The organism is Flavobacterium sp. (genome assembly GCF_046296355.1).
Classification (GTDB): Bacteria; Bacteroidota; Bacteroidia; order Flavobacteriales; family Flavobacteriaceae; genus Flavobacterium.
The window spans coordinates 1-17,978 of record NZ_JBKBLM010000034.1 but is presented as its reverse complement, the minus strand read 5'-3'; the positions used below and the strand labels follow the sequence as shown (position 1 = coordinate 17,978).

Genomic DNA, 17,978 nt, shown 5'->3' with positions numbered 1-17,978 from the left:
TACAACAAAAAGTCGCTTTCACTAAAAAAAGAACAGCGTTTCCCTAATTTTATTAAGGATAATTTTAAAACCTACTAGTATGCACCTAGACCACGACGAAGAAGATTACAACTTATCCTTAGCGAAATTTGAGTCGATGTTGAAAACCAACAAAGTCTTGTTTTTCGATTCAGAGGAGTTCGAGGAAATTATACTGCATTATCTCGACATGGGAAAAGCTTCTCTAGCTAAGAAAGCTTTAAAATTAGGACTGGAACAACACCCAAAATCTACCGGATTAAAATTAGTTCAAGTAGAAATGCTGGTGTACGACGATAAATTGGATCAGGCTGAAAAGTTGTTAAACGAATTGTACGCCATTGAGCCAACCAACGAAGAAATTTTTATCCAAAAAGCCAATATCTATTCTAAAAGAGACGACCACGAAAAAGCCGTTGAGTTCTTGCAAACAGCGCTTCTTTATACAGAAGATTACGCCGATGTATACAACTTAATCGGAATGGAATATCTTTTTATGGATAGCCTTGAATTGGCCAAAGAAAATTTTATCAAGTGTTTGGAAGAAGATTTCGAAGACCAATCAGCACTATATAATGTAGTGTATTGCTTCGAGTTTTTGGACCAAAATTTGGATGCCATTGAATACCTTAAAACTTACATCGATAGAAATCCCTACAGCGAAATCGCTTGGCACCAATCCGGTCGTTTGTATTATGGGGTAAAAGATTATGAAAATGCGGTTCGTTCATTCGAATTTGCCACTTACATTGATGAAGAATTTATTGGTGCTTTCATGGAAAAAGGAAAAGCACTGGAACGTTTAAAAAGACACGAAGAAGCCATCGAAAGCTACAATCGTACCATCGAATTAGACGACCCGACTTCTTATGCGTTATTGCGCATCGGAAAATGTTATGAAAAACTAGGCAACAAAGTTGAGGCCTTAAAATACTTTAATAAAACCGTACACGAAGATCCGCTTTTAGACAAAGGTTGGATTGCGATTACCGATTTTTATGTGCGCCAAAAAAACTTCCAAAAAGCCTTATTTTATGTCAACAAAGCTTTAGCAATCGATGACCAAAATCGTATGTACTGGAAGCGTTATGCTACCATCAACAAAGCGATGAGTATGTTTGAAGAAGCTGAATTCGGATACAGAAAAGCGGTGGAACATGGCGATTACCAATTAGACACTTGGTTGTTTTGGGTAGACATGATGCAAAATATGGGCGAAAACAACAATGCGATTCTGACCTTAATCCAAGCCGCGGAATATTTCCCGGAAGAATGCGAAATCGAATACCGTTTGGCCGGTTTGCACTTGTCTTTACACGAAGAAGAAAAAGGAAACTTCCACTTGAACAATGGTTTGCGTTTGAATTCTAAACACAATACTATTTTGGAAGAATTGTTTCCAATGGTTTGGGAAAGACAGTCAGTGCAGGATTATATGGCGAAACACAAAAAATCGGAATAAATGTCGAGAAGACAATACGGTCTAATCGGAAAGAACATTTCCTATTCGTTTTCCAAAAAGTACTTTACCGAAAAGTTTGCTTTGGGTAATCTTATCGATTGTTCTTATGAGAATTTTGACTTGCAATCTATTGAAGAATTCCCCACGCTTATTGCCAACAATACCAATTTAAAAGGCTTAAATGTTACGATTCCTTATAAAGAAGTAGTCATTCCGTATTTGGATAAGTTGTCTCAAAATGCGGCTCAAATTGGCGCTGTCAATGTCATTCGCTTTACCAAAAAAGGAAAACTCAAAGGCTACAATTCCGATTATTACGGATTTATGAAATCTTTGGAACCACTACTCCAACCCCACCATCAAAAAGCTTTAATCCTTGGAACCGGTGGCGCAGCTAAAGCTGTGGCATTTGCCTTAGACCAACTCGGAATTCTATACACTTATGTTTCTCGCGAAGCAAAAGAAGGCAGGATTGATTATGACCGAATCAATGCAACTACTTTCGACAATTATCATATTATTATCAATTGCACACCTTTGGGCACAAGCCCTGAAATCAAAGCGTTTCCGCTAATTCCCTATAATTTTTTTACAGAAAAACACATCGCTTTCGACCTGATTTACAATCCGGAGGAAACGCAGTTTTTGAAAAAAGCGAAAAAGAACGGTGCCATTACCAAAAACGGTTACGAAATGTTAGTTTTGCAAGCCGAAAAAGCCTGGAAAATTTGGAATAAATAAATCGCTATGAACATCAAACTAATCGCCATTGGCAAAACCGATAACAAAGCGTTGCAAACGTTGATTGATGATTACACCAAACGTTTGTCGTTTTACATCAAGTTTGATTTAGAGATTATTCCCGATATCAAAAACGTCAAAAACCTTTCGGAAGCGCAACAAAAAGAAAAAGAAGGCGAATTGATTTTGGCCAAATTAACCCCAACCGACCAATTGATTTTATTGGATGAAAACGGCTCAACATCCTCCAGTGTTGGCTTCTCCGATTATTTGCAAAAGAAAATGAATTCAGGTGTAAAAACCCTGGTATTTGTCATTGGCGGACCGTATGGTTTTAGTGCTGAAGTTTACAAAAAAGCACAAGGTAAAGTCTCGCTTTCCGAAATGACTTTTTCGCACCAAATGGTTAGATTATTCTTTATTGAGCAGTTGTACCGCGGGTTTACGATTTTGCGCAACGAACCTTATCACCATCAGTAAAAGTACGAGGTTAGAAATACGAAGTTTAATAGATGTATTCTTTCTTTGAACTTATCGAAACACCTTGCTTGTTGATCTCGAGATTTTTGATAAAGAGTTTATATTCGATGTACTTTCCGAAAGACATGCCTTTATCGAAGGAGAAATAGATTCTGGAATTCGGCATTTTATTGATAAACTCCTGCAGTTGATTTTTGGAGAAAACCAATTCGTTATAATGCACCAAATCATTTCGGTCTAAGTGAAAATACTTGATGTTAAAATCAGGTTTCTCTAATTTGTATTGGATTTTGGTAAACGGCATAAAAGCCAAGTTCTTCTTCACCGTATCGGTATAAGTAAAATAGTTTTCTGAAGCAACGCTTTTGTGGGCACTCTTGTCTTTTTTGGTTTGCAGTTTTTTAATTTCCAAAATCACTTTGCGCAACGGCAATCGCTTATCAATGTTGAACAACCAATTGGTTGAGCTAATCGAATTGTTTCGGTTGACATCAACTATCGTATCTTTTTCTTCCAATTTGAAAAAGAAATAAATAGGCGAATGGTCTTTTACGTCAGCAACTATTGTTTCTTTGGCCACCGGTAATAAAACTTCTTTATCCTCTCCGCAGGAAATTATTAGCATTGAAACTAAAAGGAAAACAAACTTTTTCATGGTTATAATTTGGGATTTAAACTCTGGTGCAATTTTACGCATTCTATGGCTTCTTTCACATCGTGCACTCTTAAAATATTACTACCTTTTTGTAAAGCAATTGTATTCAAAACTGTTGTGCCGTTCAAAGCAAATTCGGCTGAAGTGTCTAACGTTTTATAAATCATTGATTTTCTCGAAATTCCAACCAAAATTGGCAAATCCAGCATTTGAAACAGTTCTAAATTATTCATCACTTCGAAATTCTGTTCCAATGTTTTGGCAAAGCCGAATCCGGGATCGATTATCAAATCGTTAATGCCTAAACTTCTCGCTTGTGCCACTTTTTCAGAGAAATAGAACAAAACTTCTTTGGTAACATTCTCGTACTGTGCCAAACTCTGCATCGTTTGCGGATTGCCTTTCATGTGCATCATAATATAAGGCACTTGCAATTCGGCAACTGTTTTCATCATGTTATCATCTAAACTTCCGGCGGCAATGTCATTGATGATGCATGCTCCGTTTTCAATTCCGGCTTTAGCTACATTGGCTCGAAAAGTATCAACAGAGATTAAGGTTTCCGGAAAATGTTTCATTACCGATTTTATAATTGGAACCAATCTTTCTATTTCTCCTTCTTCAGTAACAAACTCAGCACTTGGCTTGCTAGAATAGGCTCCAATATCAATAAAAGTCGCGCCTTCGTTTAGCATTTTTTCTACTTGTAAAAGCAGGCTTTTTTCATCGGCAAATTTCCCGCCATCGTAGAATGAATTGGGTGTAACATTTAATATGCCCATAACTTTAGGCAAAGTCAAATCGATAAGTGTTCCGCGACAATTTATGGTCATTTGCAAATTAAGTTAGTTCTAAGATTTAGTCCTTTGTACTTCAATCTTTATTCTTTACTTTTGGGAAAATTTGACACAAAGATACACTGAAATGAGTAAAACTTCTCAAGAATATGACAAGGTTATCGCCATTTGCCGACAACTGTATATCAATAAAATGAAAGATTATGGTAGTGCTTGGAGAATCTTGAGATTGCCTTCTTTAACCGACCAAATATTCATCAAAGCCCAACGCATCCGTAGTTTGCAACAAAACGATGTTCGCAAAGTAAACGAAGACGAAACCGGAGAATTCATCGGAATCATCAATTATTCGATTATGGCTTTGATTCAATTGGATTTGGGCGTAGTAGAACAACCGGATTTAAACGTGGCGAAAGCGACTGAGCTTTTTGATGCCAAAGTTGCATTGACCAAATCGTTGATGGAAGACAAAAACCACGATTATGGTGAAGCTTGGCGCGAAATGCGTGTGAGTTCACTAACCGATTTGATTTTGCAAAAGTTACTTCGTGTAAAGCAAATTGAAGACAATCAAGGAAAAACAATAGTTTCAGAAGGCATTGATGCCAATTATCAGGACATGATTAATTACTCGGTTTTTGCATTAATCCTTATGAAATTCGGACAATAAAAATTGCTATATGAACACATCTAAAAACAATATTGCTTGGGGAATTCGAATTGTAATTTCATTCCTGTTTTTACTTTCGGCTGTTGCCAAATTATATCCATCGCCTTACTTTGCCATTTCAACTTTTGAAGTAAAACAATTGTATCCAATGGGCTTTTCGGAAGGTTTTGCTCCGTATTTTTCGAGAGTTTTAATCGGAATTGAATTGGCTTTGGGCCTTTTGATTTTGCAAAAAAACTTTTTGCGAAGCATTATTATTCCGGCTACCATTTTGCTATTAGCCGTTTTTACGACTCATTTAGCTATTGAAACCATACAAAACGGCGGAAATTTAGGAAACTGTGGTTGCTTTGGAAGTTTGTTGCCTATGACACCGATTGAAGCTATTCTCAAAAATGTAGCGGCAATGGCTTTATTGGTTTGGTTGTTTGTTATCATGCCAAAATCCAACGAAAAGAATGATAACTTTTGGATATTAACGACAGTGACATTGGCCTCTATTTTGGCTTTATTTATGATGGCACCTATACAACCGATTGAAAGTAGCTTCAGCGTTTCAACTCCGGAAGAAACCATAACTGATACGATTCCTGAAACCAAAATTGATACCCTAAAAACTGCAGTTATAAAAGACACTGTTAAAAAAGTGGAAGAAGTAGCTAAAGAAGTAGTCAAAACGGAACCAAATGAACCTGGAAAACACAAATCAGGTTATGCGCAATATTTTCCAAGTATTGACAAAGGCAGAAAAACACTTTGTTTCTTTGTTCCGGGTTGTGACCATTGTCGTGATGCCGCTAAAGAATTGACCGAATTGAGAAAAACCACCAAAGATTTTCCGGAAATTTCAATCATATTTATGAATGAGGAAGCCGATTTGATTCCGGCGTTTTTCAAATATGCAGGAGCCGATTATCCTTATAAAATCATTGAAGTGATTCCATTCTGGAAAGTACTGGGTTCAGGCAAAGACACACCTGGCATAAAGTATTTGTGGAACGGAAATGAGTATAAATACTATTGGGGCATAACCGATAATAAGTTTGTGGTGACCGATTTTGAAAAATTAATTAACAAGCCCTATTCTGAGTTGAAAAAATAAATCCAACTTATGTTTCTTTTTGTTATTTTTAAAGGCTAAAAAGATTTTTATGATTAAATATATAATGTCTAAAAGGGTTTATGAAAGAGGACTGATTGGTATTGGTTTGTGTATCATTGTTTTCATTTTAGGATACATTGTTCTCAATCACATCTCAACCATGGAAGATCCGCCGTTGGGCAATACCATTTATATACTAATTGGCAGTGCCTTAACGTTCCTATCTATTTTAGGATTTATTTTAATCCTAAAATACTTGTATGACAATAAAAAGAAAAAAGAACGAAGAGAACGAAAAAGAAAAAAACACAAACTATTTTACCTAAAAGATAATCCGGAAAACAAAAGAAAAAAATGATTTTCCTAACGGAGAGAATTAGCAAAATTTTGTGACTACAAAAGAATATCATCTTATACCTTTATAAAAAAAATAGAATGAAGAAAATCTTATTAAGTATTGTATTAGCCATCAGCTGTTTAGCTTGTTCAAATGCGCAAAAAAAAGAATTCAGTAAAACAACTTTTGAAAAAAAATTAACCACACTCGACAGTACCCAAATTACTTTTAAAGAACTGTTGAAAAACCATAAAGGCAAAGTAATTGTGATGGAAGTTTGGGCTTCATGGTGTAGCGATTGTGTAAAGGCAATGCCTAAATTAAAAGAGTTACAAGCCAAATATACCGATGTGAGCTATGTTTTTATCTCAATGGACAAAGGTTTTGACAAATGGAAAGCCGGAATTGACAAACACGAATTAAAAGGCGACCATTATTGGGTAACAGACGGAATGAAAGGAGAATTCGGAAAATCAATTGATTTAGATTGGATTCCTAGATACATTATTATAGACAAAGAGGGTAAAATTGCTACTTACAGAGCCATTGAAACCGACTTTGAAGCAATGAGCACTACCATAAAAAAAATATTATAATGAGACAAAAGATTGTTGCCGGTAATTGGAAAATGCATAAAAATGCCGAAGAAACAGAAGATTTATTAAACGAATTGATTGACAAATTACCCAATGATATTGAGGCCCAAATTATTGTCGCACCCACATTTGTAAATCTTGCCTCGGCTGTAGACCATTTAGAATTTACCAATATTGGTGTGGCTGCCCAAAACATGCATCAAAATGAAAGCGGTGCTTATACCGGTGAAATTTCAGCTGATATGTTAAAAAGTATAGGCGTAAACATTGTGATTCTCGGACATTCAGAGCGTCGTGCTTACTTTCATGAAACCGATACGCTTTTGGCACAAAAAGTAACCACCGCATTAAAACACGATATGACCGTTATCTTTTGTTTTGGTGAAGAATTAAAAGACCGTCAAAACAACCAACATTTTAATGTGGTTGAAAATCAATTGCGAGATGGCTTATTCCATATTGAAAATAAAGATTGGGAACAAATCATTTTAGCTTATGAACCGGTTTGGGCCATTGGTACCGGAGAAACCGCTTCACCTGAGCAAGCCCAAGAAATGCACGAGTTCATTAGAGAAACTGTCCGAAAAAGATTTGGTAGCGACGTTGCCGAAGACGTTTCTATTCTATACGGCGGAAGCGTAAAACCTGACAATGCCAAGGAGATTTTTTCAAAACCGGATGTTGATGGCGGATTGATAGGTGGCGCTGCTTTAAAAGCAACAGATTTTGCTGCGATTGCCAGTGCAATTTAACCTTTAAAAAATTGACCAACTACAGAAACCTTTCATTAATTTGAAAGTTTTTTTTTATATTTAAATAATTTTATATGCTTTTCATCGATTTTATTTGCTTTTAAACGGCTAAAGTCTTTATATTTATCCCAAGTCTTACATCAAAACAAATCATTATGAAAGCCAAATTTCTTTTATTTTTCTTATTTGCCTGTTTTACCAGTTTACAAGCACAAATTGATACCCAAAAAAGATTTCAATCTGATTCCCGAAAATACTATGTATGGAATGTTGATTTTGAAAAATACGAATTGGTCGAAACCGAATATGAACACTCGGTAATTGACATTCGTGAAATTGGTTCTAAAACCAACGGCTACGTCATCATTAGCATGATTGACAACGGACAAACCCGATTGCATCACGGTTCAATCTATAATTTCACTAAAGATGAAGAAAATGAAGGTTCGTGGATGATTCAATCTAAATTTATGAGAGCTAAACTCACTTATAATCCGAAAGACAATACCATGACCTATTTGTATGACGGTGACAACAAACGCTACAAAAGACTTATGATATTTACCGTTGCGCCGGATGACATTCCGAATGCGAGTCTGAAAACCGCCATGGTCAAGTCGGATTAAATTTCTTTTTGCAAAACGCTTTACTGTAACTCTTACGATTGTTACCTTTGCAAAAAAATAATCCATGTCAAATATCTATTTAGGGTATCATTTTTCAGTTGAGCCCAAAGAATTAGGCTCTGAAATACTCATCGCAGAACTAGGCGAAAAACCTTTTGAAAGTTTCATTGAAACCGATAACGGTTTTAGTGCTTACATTCAGAAAGATCTTTGGACTGAAGATATCTTAAACGATATTTACCTGTTAACCTCTCCGGAATTTACCATTTCTTATACAATTGAAGAAATCGATCAAGTCAATTGGAATGAAGAATGGGAAAAAAATTTCGAACCCATTGACGTTGACGGAAAATGCCATGTTCGCGCGCCATTTCATCCCAAAACCGACGCTGAATTTGATATTGTTATCGAGCCCAAAATGAGTTTCGGAACCGGTCATCACGAAACCACGCACATGATGATCCAACATTTATTGGAAACCAATGTTGAAGGCATGAAAACCTTAGACATGGGCTGCGGAACTGCTATTTTAGCTATTTTGGCCGAAATGAAAGGCGCCCAACCTATCGATGCTATTGATATCGATAATTGGTGTTATTTGAATTCTATTGAAAATGCCGAACGCAATAATTGTCACGAAATTACCGTTTATGAAGGTGACGCCGAATTATTGAAAGGTAAAAAATACGACTTAATCATTGCCAACATTAACCGCAATATTTTGTTAAACGATATGCAACAGTACGTAGATTGTTTGAACAAAAACGGTATTCTTTTGTTGAGCGGATTCTACACCGAAGACATTCCGTTTATTGATGCATCTTGCACAGAGAAAGGATTGACGTATGTGAAAAAATTTGAGAGAAACCATTGGGTTTCTTTGAAATATAATTATTAAAAGTTGTAGGTTTTAGGTTCTATGTTGTAAGTTAAACAACCTAGAACTTACAACTCATAACATACAACAAAATATGAGCACAATAGAAAAAATACAAGAAGACGTTTTAGTCGAAGAACAAGTTGGCATCAACAACGAAATCGTTTTGTATAATGATGATGTCAATACTTTTGACCACGTGATTGATACTTTGATTCGCGTTTGCCAACACACTTCCGAACAAGCGGAACAATGTGCTATTTTAGTGCATTACAAAGGAAAATGTACTGTAAAAACAGGACACTTTGACGAATTGAAACCACAATGTACTCAGTTGTTAGAAGCAGGTTTGAGTGCGGAGATTGTTTAAGCTTTAAACTTCCAATCAAACTCGTCGTTATCATTGATAATGGCGCCAATTTCCACTCGGATAATTTCATCAAACTCTGATTGTAGAATTAGCCAATTGCTCTCGTTAAAGTGATTTTCAAAAGAATCAAAATCTTCTACAGACCATGATTTGAAAGGCAAATCAGCCTTAATTGATTCGACATTTTTACCGATAACTTTATTTTCTAAAATAGTTGCTTCAGGATTTGAACAAGCAATATAGCCTAAACGGTAATTTTCATCTTCATAAAAAGTTACGCTTATTTTCTGTTCATTGTAATGATAAAGTACATTACCATCTTCGTCTTTGAATTGCTTGGAAGGTTTGCCGTATATAGCTTCAACATGATTTTGTTTCATGCCAAATAATAATTGGTCGACACCGTTTTTAGGATTGATTATCATGATGGCTTACTTTTAATATACAAACTTGCCAAACTCGCTTTCAATAGTGAGTTTTTTGTTTTCTGAAGCTTCTACTCTACCAACAATTTGTGCGGCTACACCAAAAGATTCTGAGATAGTGATGATGTCTTGGGCAAGCTCTTTTGAAACGTATAATTCCATGCGATGGCCACAATTGAACACTTGGTACATTTCTTTCCAATCGGTTTTAGAATTTTCTTGGATTAGTTTAAATAATGGCGGCACCGGAAATAAATTATCTTTGATGACATGAACATTATCTACAAAATGCAAGACTTTGGTTTGTGCGCCACCGGAACAATGAACCATTCCGTGGATTTCATTGGGAGTATATTTGTCTAAAATCGATTTAATAATCGGAGCGTAAGTTCTGGTTGGTGATAAAACTAATTTTCCGGCATCGATTGGTGAATCTTCTACAGCATCGGTCAATTTTGTGCTTCCGGAATAAACTAATTCATTCGGAACCGCTGCATCAAAACTTTCAGGGTATTTTTCGGTTAAATATTTGGCAAAAACATCATGTCGAGCAGAAGTTAGTCCGTTGCTTCCCATTCCGCCGTTATAACTTTTCTCATATTTGGCCTGACCAAAAGAAGCCAAACCAACAATGACATCTCCGGCTTGTATGTTTGCATTATCAACTACATTACTTCGTTTCATACGAGCCGTAACGGTTGAATCTACAATTATTGTTCGCACCAAATCACCCACATCTGCAGTTTCGCCACCGGTAGAATGGATGGTAACCCCAAAGGATTTCAACTCGGCTATCAATTCTTCCGTTCCGTTGATAATCGCAGAAATCACTTCGGCCGGAATAAGGTTTTTATTTCTTCCAATAGTAGATGACAATAAAATATTATCCGTTGCACCAACACACAATAAATCATCTATATTCATAATCAATGCATCTTGCGCAATGCCTTTCCACACGGAAATATCACCGGTTTCTTTCCAATACATATACGCCAAAGACGATTTGGTCCCGGCACCATCAGCATGCATAATCAGACAATAGTCGTCTTCATTGGTCAGGTAATCGGGAACGATTTTGCAGAAAGCTTTTGGAAATAATCCTTTATCGATGTTTTTGATGGCGTTGTGCACATCTTCTTTGGAAGCCGAAACTCCGCGTAGATTGTAGCGTTGACTATTATCAGAGCTCATTTTGTAGTAGTTGTGCCTATCTGCCGACAGGTAGATTGTTGTGGCGCAAAGATAATCAGATTTTTGGATTGTTAGATTGTTAGACCGTTAGAAATAGCATTTTAATTTTCTAAAATCAAAATCTCAACACGACGATTTTCATCTTCTTCAGTTTGGTTTTGTTCCGGAATTTTGTGAATAGGTCTCGACACGCCGTAACCTTTGAAGGTCATTCTTTTTCTGTCGATTTTATTGCGCAACAAATAATTGTAAATGGCACGGGCACGAGCGGTAGAAATGTTGTTAAAATCATTAACCATTTGGCAACAAATGTGTCCTTGAATTTCAATTTTTAGTTTCGGATTGTCCTGCATAGCACAAAGTAAATCGTATAAACTGGATTCCGATTTGGGTACAATTCGGGCCGAATTATTAAAGAAGTAAATATTAGGTAGCTTAATGGTCTCGCCTACTTTGGAGTTTCTAATTTGCTTGGAGAACTCACTTTCTACCGGTTTATCGACAATTTCACTGTAAAAAATCGTCACTTTTCTATTTTCTGCTTGGATTTTAGATTGTTTGAAATCTTTTCCAAAGGCTATTTTATCGAGATTTTTATTGAACTTTAAACCACTTTTTTCTAAAAGTTCACGAACACTTTCAATACGTCTTTCGGCTAAATGTTTGTTGTAATCTTTGGTATCGATACTGTCGCAAAAGCCCAGAAGTTTAGTGATTTCTATCTCTTTATTTGTGGCAATCCATTCATTTAGCAATAGTATCGAACTTTGATTAGGGAAGTCTTTATTGAAATCGAAAAACACTTCAAATTGCTTTTGAGAAAATCCTAAAAGCGGTAAAAACAATAGCAATATGAGTGCGGCTTTCTTCATCTTAATTTTCGACAATTAAAATTTCAACACGTCGATTGGCGGCACGCTCGGCTTCGTTCTTTTCGGGAATCGGATAAATGGGTTGCGTACTCCCGAAACCTTTATAAGACAATCGGGCGCGATAGACTTCATTGTTGATTAAAAAATTAAAAATGGCTTTGGCCCTTTGGGTTGATAAATCGGTTCTATCAACCGGCATGCAACACAAATGCCCTTGAATTTCTATCTTCAATTGCGGATTACTTTGCAGTACCAATAAGAGTTCATAGAGTTTTCCGCGGGATTCGTTGACCACGGCAAATGTATTGATGATGAAATTCAGGTTTTCGATTTTGAGCTTATCTCCTGTTTTAGCATTACCGACTTTTTTCATAAACTCTCTATCGAGTTTGAATTCTGATTTGGTTCCGTTTGGGTTTTCGAAGATTAATTTTTCGGGATATTCTATTTCAGGTTTAGGCAATTCTTCAACGGCTACTTCGGGTTTGATACCGAGAATTTCATTTTCGCGCGGAATGTCTTTTTCGAGGATGTAATAAATGGTAACCTTTCGGTTTTCGGCTTTATTTTCGGATTGAGTGAATTTTTCACCAAAACTCAAGGTTTTAAAATCTTCCCTGATTTTGATTTGGTCTTTCACAATTTGGAAGATAAAATCGACTCTTTTTTGGGCCAAAGTATCATTAAATCCAGACGTTCCGTCTTCGTCGGTAAATCCGTGAATGGCGACAATTTTATTGTTATTGTTGGCTAAAATCCATTGGTTGAGTTTGTTTTCTTCCTTTTTAGTCAATTGAAATTTGTTGCTCTCAAAAAAAACAGACATTTGTTCTTGTGCTAACAGATTGGCAGAAATGAACAGAATAAATACAGTAGCTATTTTGCGCAACATGGATTGGGTTTTATTTAAGTATAACGAAGTTACGGCATTTTTAATATAAAAACACCCGACAATTTTAAAAACTGTCGGGTGTTGTGCTAACTAATTATAAAGATTATCTTGTAAATAATAACTCTCTGTATTTGGTTAAGGTCCAGATTTCATCATCTACCAATAACTCCAATTTATCACAATGTTCTCGAATTACTTCAAAGTATGGTTTCACTTTGTCGCAGTATGCTTCGGCCATTTTTTGAGCATCTGTTAAAACGTTTGCTTTTTTACGGGCTTCGGTCATGGCTTCTACATTCGAGTTAATGCCTTCGATATGCGCTGAAATTTCTTTGATTAAAGAGATTTGCTCTTTGGCAATTTTTTCAAAGTCTTTACCAAAAATTTCTTTTAATCCACGTACGTTTTCGATTAAAGTATTTTGGTAACGAATGGCTGTTGGTATCACGTGATTACGAGCAATATCTCCCAAAACTCTTCCTTCAATTTGGATTTTCTTAGTGTATTCTTCCAATTCAATTTCGTAACGTGCTTCCACTTCAACGTGGTTCATTACGTTCAAATCTTTGAATAAGTCTAAGGCTTTTTTAGACACTTTAGCTTTCAAAGCGGTTGGGGTAGTTTTGTGATTGCTTAAGCCACGTTTTTTAGCTTCTTTTTCCCAAGCATCGCTATAACCATCACCTTCGAAAAGGATGTTTTTAGTTTCTTTGATATATTCTCTTAAGACGTTGAAAATGGCTTCGTCTTTCTTTAAATCTTTCTTCTCGATTAAAGCATCAACTTCTTTTTTAAACTCTTTCAATTGTTTGGCCACAATAGAATTCAATGTCGTCATGGCATTGGCACAGTTAGCAGAAGAACCAACAGCACGGAATTCAAATTTATTTCCGGTAAAGGCAAATGGAGACGTTCTGTTTCTGTCGGTATTGTCCAACATTACATCGGGAATTTTACCTACTACGTTTAATTTTAGATCGGTTTTTTCTTCCGGAGATAATTTTCCTTTAGAAACGCCTTCTAATTCTGCTAAAACTTTGGTCAATTGTTCTCCGATGAAAACCGAGATAATAGCCGGTGGCGCTTCATTGGCTCCCAATCGGTGATCATTACTTGCCGTTGCAATGGCTGCACGAAGTAATTCTTCATACTCATTCACCGCTTTAATTGTATTAATAAAGAATGACAAGAACTGTAAATTGCTCATTGGCGTTTTGCTAGGAGATAATAAGTTTACACCCGTATCTGTAGCTAACGACCAGTTATTGTGTTTTCCTGAACCGTTTACGCCTTTGAATGGTTTTTCGTGGAAAAGGACTTTAAAATCGTGACGTTCACCTACTTTAGACATTACATCCATCAATAATGAATTGTGGTCAACGGCTAAGTTCGTTTCTTCAAAAATTGGAGCCAACTCAAATTGGTTTGGCGCTACTTCATTGTGACGAGTTTTAACCGGAATTCCTAACAACATACATTCTTCTTCTAATTCTCTCATGTAATTTAATGCACGAGATGGAATTGAACCAAAATAATGGTCGTCTAATTGTTGTCCTTTAGCAGAAGTGTGACCTAATAAAGTTCTACCTGTCATTACTAAATCGGGACGTGAGTTGGCTAATGAACTGTCAACCAAAAAATATTCTTGTTCCCAACCTAAAGTGGCGGTTACTTTTTTTACGTTTTTATCGAAATATTTACATACATCCGTTGCCGCTTCATCAACTGCATTTAAGGCACGTAAAAGTGGTGTTTTATAATCTAAAGCTTCACCGGTATAAGAGATGAAAACTGTTGGGATACACAAAGTAGTTCCGAAGATAAATGCCGGAGAAGTTGGATCCCAAGCGGTATAACCACGAGCTTCGAATGTATTTCTGATTCCTCCATTTGGGAAAGAAGAAGCATCCGGTTCTTGTTGAACCAATTGGCCACCACCGAATTTTTCAACAGGATCAGAACCGTCATAAGACGTTTCAAAGAAAGCATCGTGTTTTTCTGCAGTTGTTCCTGTTAAAGGTTGAAACCAGTGGGTATAGTGAGTAACGCCTTTTGACAATGCCCATTCTTTCATTCCCATAGCGATATAATCCGCTAGCTTTCTGTCAATTTTAGTTCCGTGCTGTACCGCATCTTTTACTCCTTTGTAAGCATCTGAAGTTAAATATTGCTTCATTGCTTTATCATTGAACACATTTGAACCAAAAAGTGCCGATTTTTTATCAGCTTCTTCAAATTTTACAGGCTTTCTACCTGATGCATCTTTTAATGCTTGAAAACGTAAAGTTGACATAAAGTTAATTTTAAAAAGTTATACCCTATTAATTTGATGCAAATATAGCAATATTTTTAATTTAAAATAAACATACCCTATTTTTTTAGGGGTCAATCTGATTATTTATCAAAAATAAATTGTTTAAAACTTTTATTCAGGAATCGTTAATAAATACTATCAGACAATTCAAACTCCTATATTTGTAGCAACTAAATAAATGCATCATGATAGTTTGGATAATTTTTCTGGCCTTAATCTTCCTGTTTCTTGCCCTTGATTTGGGTGTATTTAACAAAAACCCTCATATTATCAAACCGAAAGAAGCCGGGATTTGGACCGGGATTTGGGTATCGCTCTCTTTTATTTTCAGCATTGTTGTTGGTTGGATATACAAAAACGGATTCATTGCCAATCCGACCGACATAACTCCGGCCGTTGCTTCAATGAAGTTTATCACCGGCTATTTGATTGAATTATCGTTGAGTGTGGACAATATTTTTGTGATAGCTGTAATTTTTGCTTCATTTAAAATTCCTCAGAAATACCAACATCGGGTTTTGTTTTGGGGTATTTTGGGAGCAATTGTCTTTAGAGGCTTGATGATTTTCTTTGGTGTGATTTTGATTAACAAGTTCAGTTGGATGACCTACTTGTTTGGGGCATTCTTAATTTTTACAGCTATTAAGATGTTATTTAAAGGTGACGAAGAAGAATTTAACCCTAAGAAATCATTTGTTTATAGAAACTTACGCAAAATAATTCCAATTACCAGTCATGCTGAAGGAGAACATTTTTTTGTAAAGAGAAGACATATTACTGCAGCTACACCGCTTTTTGTCGCTTTAATTGTTATTGAAGTAATGGATATGTTATTTGCTTTGGATAGTGTTCCTGCAATATTGGCCATAACCTCTGATCCTTTTTTAGTTTTTAGCTCAAATATTTTTGCCATATTGGGTTTGCGTTCTATGTATTTCTTTTTGGCTAATATGTTGGAAAGATTCAGTTATCTTGAATATAGTTTGATTGCCATCCTAACATTTGTTGGTGTCAAAATGTTAATTATTCATTATTATAAATTCCCAGAATGGGTTTCTTTAGGTTTTATCGCTGTATCATTATTAGCGGGTATCATTATTTCTATTAGAAAAAATGACAACGCTGATTAATATCTGACATTTTAAAAATAAAAAAACCTCTTCATTACAAAGAGGTTTTTTATTCACTAATTTATTTTAAAGATTATCTTTTGATTACTTTAAGGGTTTTAACTTCTTCTCCTTGAGTAACAACTACATTGTAAACTCCTGAAGGATACTTATCACCAATTCTTACATCGGATGATTCTCTAGGATTTACATCGCGTGTTTCGATTAATCTTCCAATCATATCATAAACTGCAATGGTAACTTTATCCTCATTTGAAGTTGATAAACTTACATTGAAGTTATCAGTGTAAGGATTAGGATAAATCTTAACTTCCATACCTTTAACAGCAGAAGATGCACTAGAATCTTGTCTAATTGTTGTTTCAACAGTTTCGTATGACATCGTAGTACCTACAAAAACTCTACATCCGTCAAATCCTCTATTGATAGCATCAACAGCTCCATTAACTTGACTAGCTGTAACATTTCCAATATTTTCACCACCTAATGCTTTATTGGCTAGTAAGAATAAATTACTTACTGTAGCTCCACCATTAGCATCTAGATAATCAATTACAGGTTGAGCTATTGTAAAGAGTTGTTCAGTGCCTGGCATAGGTTCGGACGAACCACAAACTTCAGTATCAGCTGTTACAAAAGTGTTAGTCAAAGCAAAGTCTCCTATTTCAGAATTCAATCTGGTATTGAAGAACAACGTCATAGTTTGACTTAACAAATTATTGTTGATTTTGCCTCTTTGCGAACCACTTGCATTTAGTGGATCGTTATCACTCCATGTAGAAGCCACTGAATATGTTGAGTATCCAATTAAAGATCTTGGAGTTCCACCACCAGGTAACATTCTGAATATATTGTTACTGGTTACATCAGCTAAAGTCAATTTGAAATAGTTTCCAGTGACAATGCTACCAAAGTCGTATTCTCCTTCTTCTATAGTCAACGCATTAATCATAATTGCTCTAGCATTAGTTGTGGTTCCTTCTGGAGTACATGCTACTCCTTTAGGATTTCCATAATACCCTTGAGTATAAGTACAGTAAGCACATTCATTAATAAAGAATCTTGCTGTACATGAAACTGTTTGACAATTATCAGTTACTGTAAAGGTAATAATCAATGGTACACCCGGAGCCGGCATTTGATATTGCGACAAATCAGTTACTGTTGCATTGGCACATCCTCCTGTATATCCGAATGAATCTCTCCATTGGGCAAATAATGTTGCAGCATCATCTCCACATTCAACCACTCTATCAGCCGGACATGAAACTTCTAATTTAAGTGCCGGTACTACGGTAAATGTCTCCGTTACATCAGCTTCAATACATAAATCATTCACTACGTAAGTTACTGTAGTTGTTCCTCCACTACATAATGGTGGGGCAACAGGTTGTCCATAGTCACCAACTGGCGTACATCCTCCAGTTACTGTAAATTGACTTAACCATGTAGCAAACGCTGCATCAACTGCCGCTTGGTCTGCATAAGCACAAGAATCAATAATAGTTGAATCAGGAGAATTCAATACTAACACTGGAGCTGGTGTGATTGTGAACGCTCTTGTTACTGTTGATGTCTCATAACATTTATCTGTTACTGTATAAGTCACTGTGGTTGTTCCTCCACAAGCACTTGGTGCGCTTACTTGTCCATAGCTTCCGCTTGGAGCAC

The 17,978-nt window shown here is 36.0% G+C and carries 20 protein-coding genes; 12 read left to right on the top strand and 8 right to left on the bottom strand.

What is annotated here, in order from left to right; translation table 11 throughout:
* Positions 1–79: 79 nt before the first annotated feature.
* From ACK4HO_RS11540 to rlmH, 3 genes are read left to right on the top strand one after another with little or no spacing between them, the layout of a single operon-like run.
* Positions 80–1,480 carry a tetratricopeptide repeat protein gene (locus ACK4HO_RS11540; RefSeq protein WP_409665962.1) on the top strand — a complete coding sequence of 467 codons (1,401 nt, stop codon included), beginning with the start codon at positions 80–82 and terminating at the stop codon, positions 1,478–1,480.
* Entirely contained in the window at positions 1,481–2,221 is a 741-nt protein-coding gene (locus tag ACK4HO_RS11535; RefSeq protein WP_409665961.1) for a shikimate dehydrogenase family protein, read from the top strand.
* A gap of 6 nt (positions 2,222–2,227) precedes the next feature.
* Positions 2,228–2,701: a 23S rRNA (pseudouridine(1915)-N(3))-methyltransferase RlmH gene (rlmH, locus tag ACK4HO_RS11530; protein WP_409665959.1), complete on the top strand. Its 474-nt coding sequence runs from the start codon at positions 2,228–2,230 to the stop codon at positions 2,699–2,701.
* A gap of 25 nt (positions 2,702–2,726) precedes the next feature.
* On the opposite strand, the gene ACK4HO_RS11525 is transcribed toward rlmH, so the two are convergent.
* Both ACK4HO_RS11525 and folP read right to left on the bottom strand, forming a co-directional pair.
* Positions 2,727–3,356 (bottom strand): hypothetical protein, encoded by a 630-nt coding sequence (locus ACK4HO_RS11525; protein WP_409665957.1) that lies wholly within the window; start codon positions 3,354–3,356, stop codon positions 2,727–2,729.
* A 2-nt stretch (positions 3,357–3,358) separates the two neighbouring features.
* Complete coding sequence (gene folP, locus ACK4HO_RS11520) at positions 3,359–4,189, bottom strand: dihydropteroate synthase (RefSeq protein ID WP_409665955.1); 831 nt, start codon at positions 4,187–4,189, stop codon at positions 3,359–3,361.
* Between the two features lie 91 nt (positions 4,190–4,280).
* Here folP and ACK4HO_RS11515 point away from each other — a divergent pair, with 91 nt between their 5' ends.
* The 8 genes from ACK4HO_RS11515 (at position 4,281) to ACK4HO_RS11480 (ending at position 9,483) form a co-directional block, all read left to right on the top strand.
* A complete protein-coding gene (locus ACK4HO_RS11515; RefSeq protein ID WP_409665953.1) occupies positions 4,281–4,823 on the top strand; it encodes a DUF1599 domain-containing protein in 543 nt (180 codons plus the stop codon).
* A gap of 10 nt (positions 4,824–4,833) precedes the next feature.
* Positions 4,834–5,925, top strand: a complete 1,092-nt coding sequence (locus ACK4HO_RS11510; protein WP_409665952.1) for a MauE/DoxX family redox-associated membrane protein — start codon at positions 4,834–4,836, stop codon at positions 5,923–5,925.
* Between the two features lie 49 nt (positions 5,926–5,974).
* Complete coding sequence (locus ACK4HO_RS11505) at positions 5,975–6,283, top strand: hypothetical protein (RefSeq protein ID WP_409665950.1); 309 nt, start codon at positions 5,975–5,977, stop codon at positions 6,281–6,283.
* Positions 6,284–6,360: 77 nt separating this feature from the next.
* Entirely contained in the window at positions 6,361–6,858 is a 498-nt protein-coding gene (locus ACK4HO_RS11500) for a TlpA family protein disulfide reductase (RefSeq protein WP_409665948.1), read from the top strand.
* Positions 6,858–7,610 (top strand): triose-phosphate isomerase, encoded by a 753-nt coding sequence (gene tpiA / locus ACK4HO_RS11495; protein WP_409665947.1) that lies wholly within the window; start codon positions 6,858–6,860, stop codon positions 7,608–7,610. The genes ACK4HO_RS11500 and tpiA overlap by 1 nt, the downstream gene beginning before the upstream one ends.
* 155 nt (positions 7,611–7,765) lie before the next feature.
* Entirely contained in the window at positions 7,766–8,236 is a 471-nt protein-coding gene (locus ACK4HO_RS11490) for a hypothetical protein (protein ID WP_409665945.1), read from the top strand.
* Positions 8,237–8,300: 64 nt separating this feature from the next.
* The gene (gene prmA / locus ACK4HO_RS11485; RefSeq protein ID WP_409665943.1) at positions 8,301–9,134 is read left to right on the top strand and encodes a 50S ribosomal protein L11 methyltransferase; all 834 of its coding nucleotides are present in this window, start codon (positions 8,301–8,303) and stop codon (positions 9,132–9,134) included.
* A gap of 73 nt (positions 9,135–9,207) precedes the next feature.
* Positions 9,208–9,483, top strand: a complete 276-nt coding sequence (locus ACK4HO_RS11480) for an ATP-dependent Clp protease adaptor ClpS (protein WP_409665941.1) — start codon at positions 9,208–9,210, stop codon at positions 9,481–9,483.
* On the opposite strand, the gene ACK4HO_RS11475 is transcribed toward ACK4HO_RS11480, so the two are convergent.
* The 5 genes from ACK4HO_RS11475 to ACK4HO_RS11455 all read right to left on the bottom strand — a co-directional run bounded on the left by ACK4HO_RS11475 (position 9,480) and on the right by ACK4HO_RS11455 (position 15,156).
* A complete protein-coding gene (locus ACK4HO_RS11475) occupies positions 9,480–9,908 on the bottom strand; it encodes a hypothetical protein (RefSeq protein ID WP_409665939.1) in 429 nt (142 codons plus the stop codon). The two genes, ACK4HO_RS11480 and ACK4HO_RS11475, sit on opposite strands and share 4 nt — an antisense overlap.
* Before the next feature lie 12 nt (positions 9,909–9,920).
* On the bottom strand, positions 9,921–11,099 hold the full coding sequence (locus ACK4HO_RS11470; protein WP_409665938.1) for an AIR synthase related protein: 1,179 nt from the start codon (positions 11,097–11,099) through the stop codon (positions 9,921–9,923).
* 101 nt (positions 11,100–11,200) lie between these two features.
* Positions 11,201–11,971 carry an OmpA family protein gene (locus ACK4HO_RS11465; RefSeq protein ID WP_409665937.1) on the bottom strand — a complete coding sequence of 257 codons (771 nt, stop codon included), beginning with the start codon at positions 11,969–11,971 and terminating at the stop codon, positions 11,201–11,203.
* 1 nt (position 11,972) lies between these two features.
* Positions 11,973–12,863, bottom strand: a complete 891-nt coding sequence (locus tag ACK4HO_RS11460; protein WP_409665935.1) for an OmpA family protein — start codon at positions 12,861–12,863, stop codon at positions 11,973–11,975.
* A 103-nt stretch (positions 12,864–12,966) separates the two neighbouring features.
* Positions 12,967–15,156, bottom strand: a complete 2,190-nt coding sequence (locus ACK4HO_RS11455; RefSeq protein WP_409665933.1) for a glutamine synthetase III — start codon at positions 15,154–15,156, stop codon at positions 12,967–12,969.
* A gap of 206 nt (positions 15,157–15,362) precedes the next feature.
* Here ACK4HO_RS11455 and ACK4HO_RS11450 point away from each other — a divergent pair, with 206 nt between their 5' ends.
* Positions 15,363–16,307, top strand: a complete 945-nt coding sequence (locus ACK4HO_RS11450) for a TerC family protein (RefSeq protein ID WP_409665931.1) — start codon at positions 15,363–15,365, stop codon at positions 16,305–16,307.
* Between the two features lie 73 nt (positions 16,308–16,380).
* Here ACK4HO_RS11450 and ACK4HO_RS11445 read toward each other — a convergent pair.
* Positions 16,381–17,978, bottom strand: a 1,598-nt coding sequence (locus ACK4HO_RS11445) for a T9SS type A sorting domain-containing protein (protein WP_409665929.1), incomplete at its 5' end; no start/stop codon positions are given.

Bases quoted from the DNA above. Each gene is read 5' to 3' on its own strand.
- ACK4HO_RS11540 (WP_409665962.1), top strand. From the start codon at position 80: ATGCACCTAGACCACGACGAAGAAGATTACAACTTATCCTTAGCGAAA.
- ACK4HO_RS11470 (WP_409665938.1), bottom strand. From the start codon at position 11,099: ATGAGCTCTGATAATAGTCAACGCTACAATCTACGCGGAGTTTCGGCT.
- ACK4HO_RS11480 (WP_409665941.1), top strand. From the start codon at position 9,208: ATGAGCACAATAGAAAAAATACAAGAAGACGTTTTAGTCGAAGAACAA.
- ACK4HO_RS11490 (WP_409665945.1), top strand. From the start codon at position 7,766: ATGAAAGCCAAATTTCTTTTATTTTTCTTATTTGCCTGTTTTACCAGT.
- ACK4HO_RS11505 (WP_409665950.1), top strand. From the start codon at position 5,975: ATGATTAAATATATAATGTCTAAAAGGGTTTATGAAAGAGGACTGATT.
- tpiA (WP_409665947.1), top strand. From the start codon at position 6,858: ATGAGACAAAAGATTGTTGCCGGTAATTGGAAAATGCATAAAAATGCC.
- folP (WP_409665955.1), bottom strand. From the start codon at position 4,189: ATGACCATAAATTGTCGCGGAACACTTATCGATTTGACTTTGCCTAAA.
- ACK4HO_RS11500 (WP_409665948.1), top strand. From the start codon at position 6,361: ATGAAGAAAATCTTATTAAGTATTGTATTAGCCATCAGCTGTTTAGCT.
- ACK4HO_RS11455 (WP_409665933.1), bottom strand. From the start codon at position 15,156: ATGTCAACTTTACGTTTTCAAGCATTAAAAGATGCATCAGGTAGAAAG.
- ACK4HO_RS11460 (WP_409665935.1), bottom strand. From the start codon at position 12,863: ATGTTGCGCAAAATAGCTACTGTATTTATTCTGTTCATTTCTGCCAAT.
- ACK4HO_RS11515 (WP_409665953.1), top strand. From the start codon at position 4,281: ATGAGTAAAACTTCTCAAGAATATGACAAGGTTATCGCCATTTGCCGA.
- ACK4HO_RS11475 (WP_409665939.1), bottom strand. From the start codon at position 9,908: ATGATAATCAATCCTAAAAACGGTGTCGACCAATTATTATTTGGCATG.
- ACK4HO_RS11510 (WP_409665952.1), top strand. From the start codon at position 4,834: ATGAACACATCTAAAAACAATATTGCTTGGGGAATTCGAATTGTAATT.
- ACK4HO_RS11535 (WP_409665961.1), top strand. From the start codon at position 1,481: ATGTCGAGAAGACAATACGGTCTAATCGGAAAGAACATTTCCTATTCG.
- ACK4HO_RS11450 (WP_409665931.1), top strand. From the start codon at position 15,363: ATGATAGTTTGGATAATTTTTCTGGCCTTAATCTTCCTGTTTCTTGCC.
- prmA (WP_409665943.1), top strand. From the start codon at position 8,301: ATGTCAAATATCTATTTAGGGTATCATTTTTCAGTTGAGCCCAAAGAA.
- ACK4HO_RS11525 (WP_409665957.1), bottom strand. From the start codon at position 3,356: ATGAAAAAGTTTGTTTTCCTTTTAGTTTCAATGCTAATAATTTCCTGC.
- rlmH (WP_409665959.1), top strand. From the start codon at position 2,228: ATGAACATCAAACTAATCGCCATTGGCAAAACCGATAACAAAGCGTTG.
- ACK4HO_RS11465 (WP_409665937.1), bottom strand. From the start codon at position 11,971: ATGAAGAAAGCCGCACTCATATTGCTATTGTTTTTACCGCTTTTAGGA.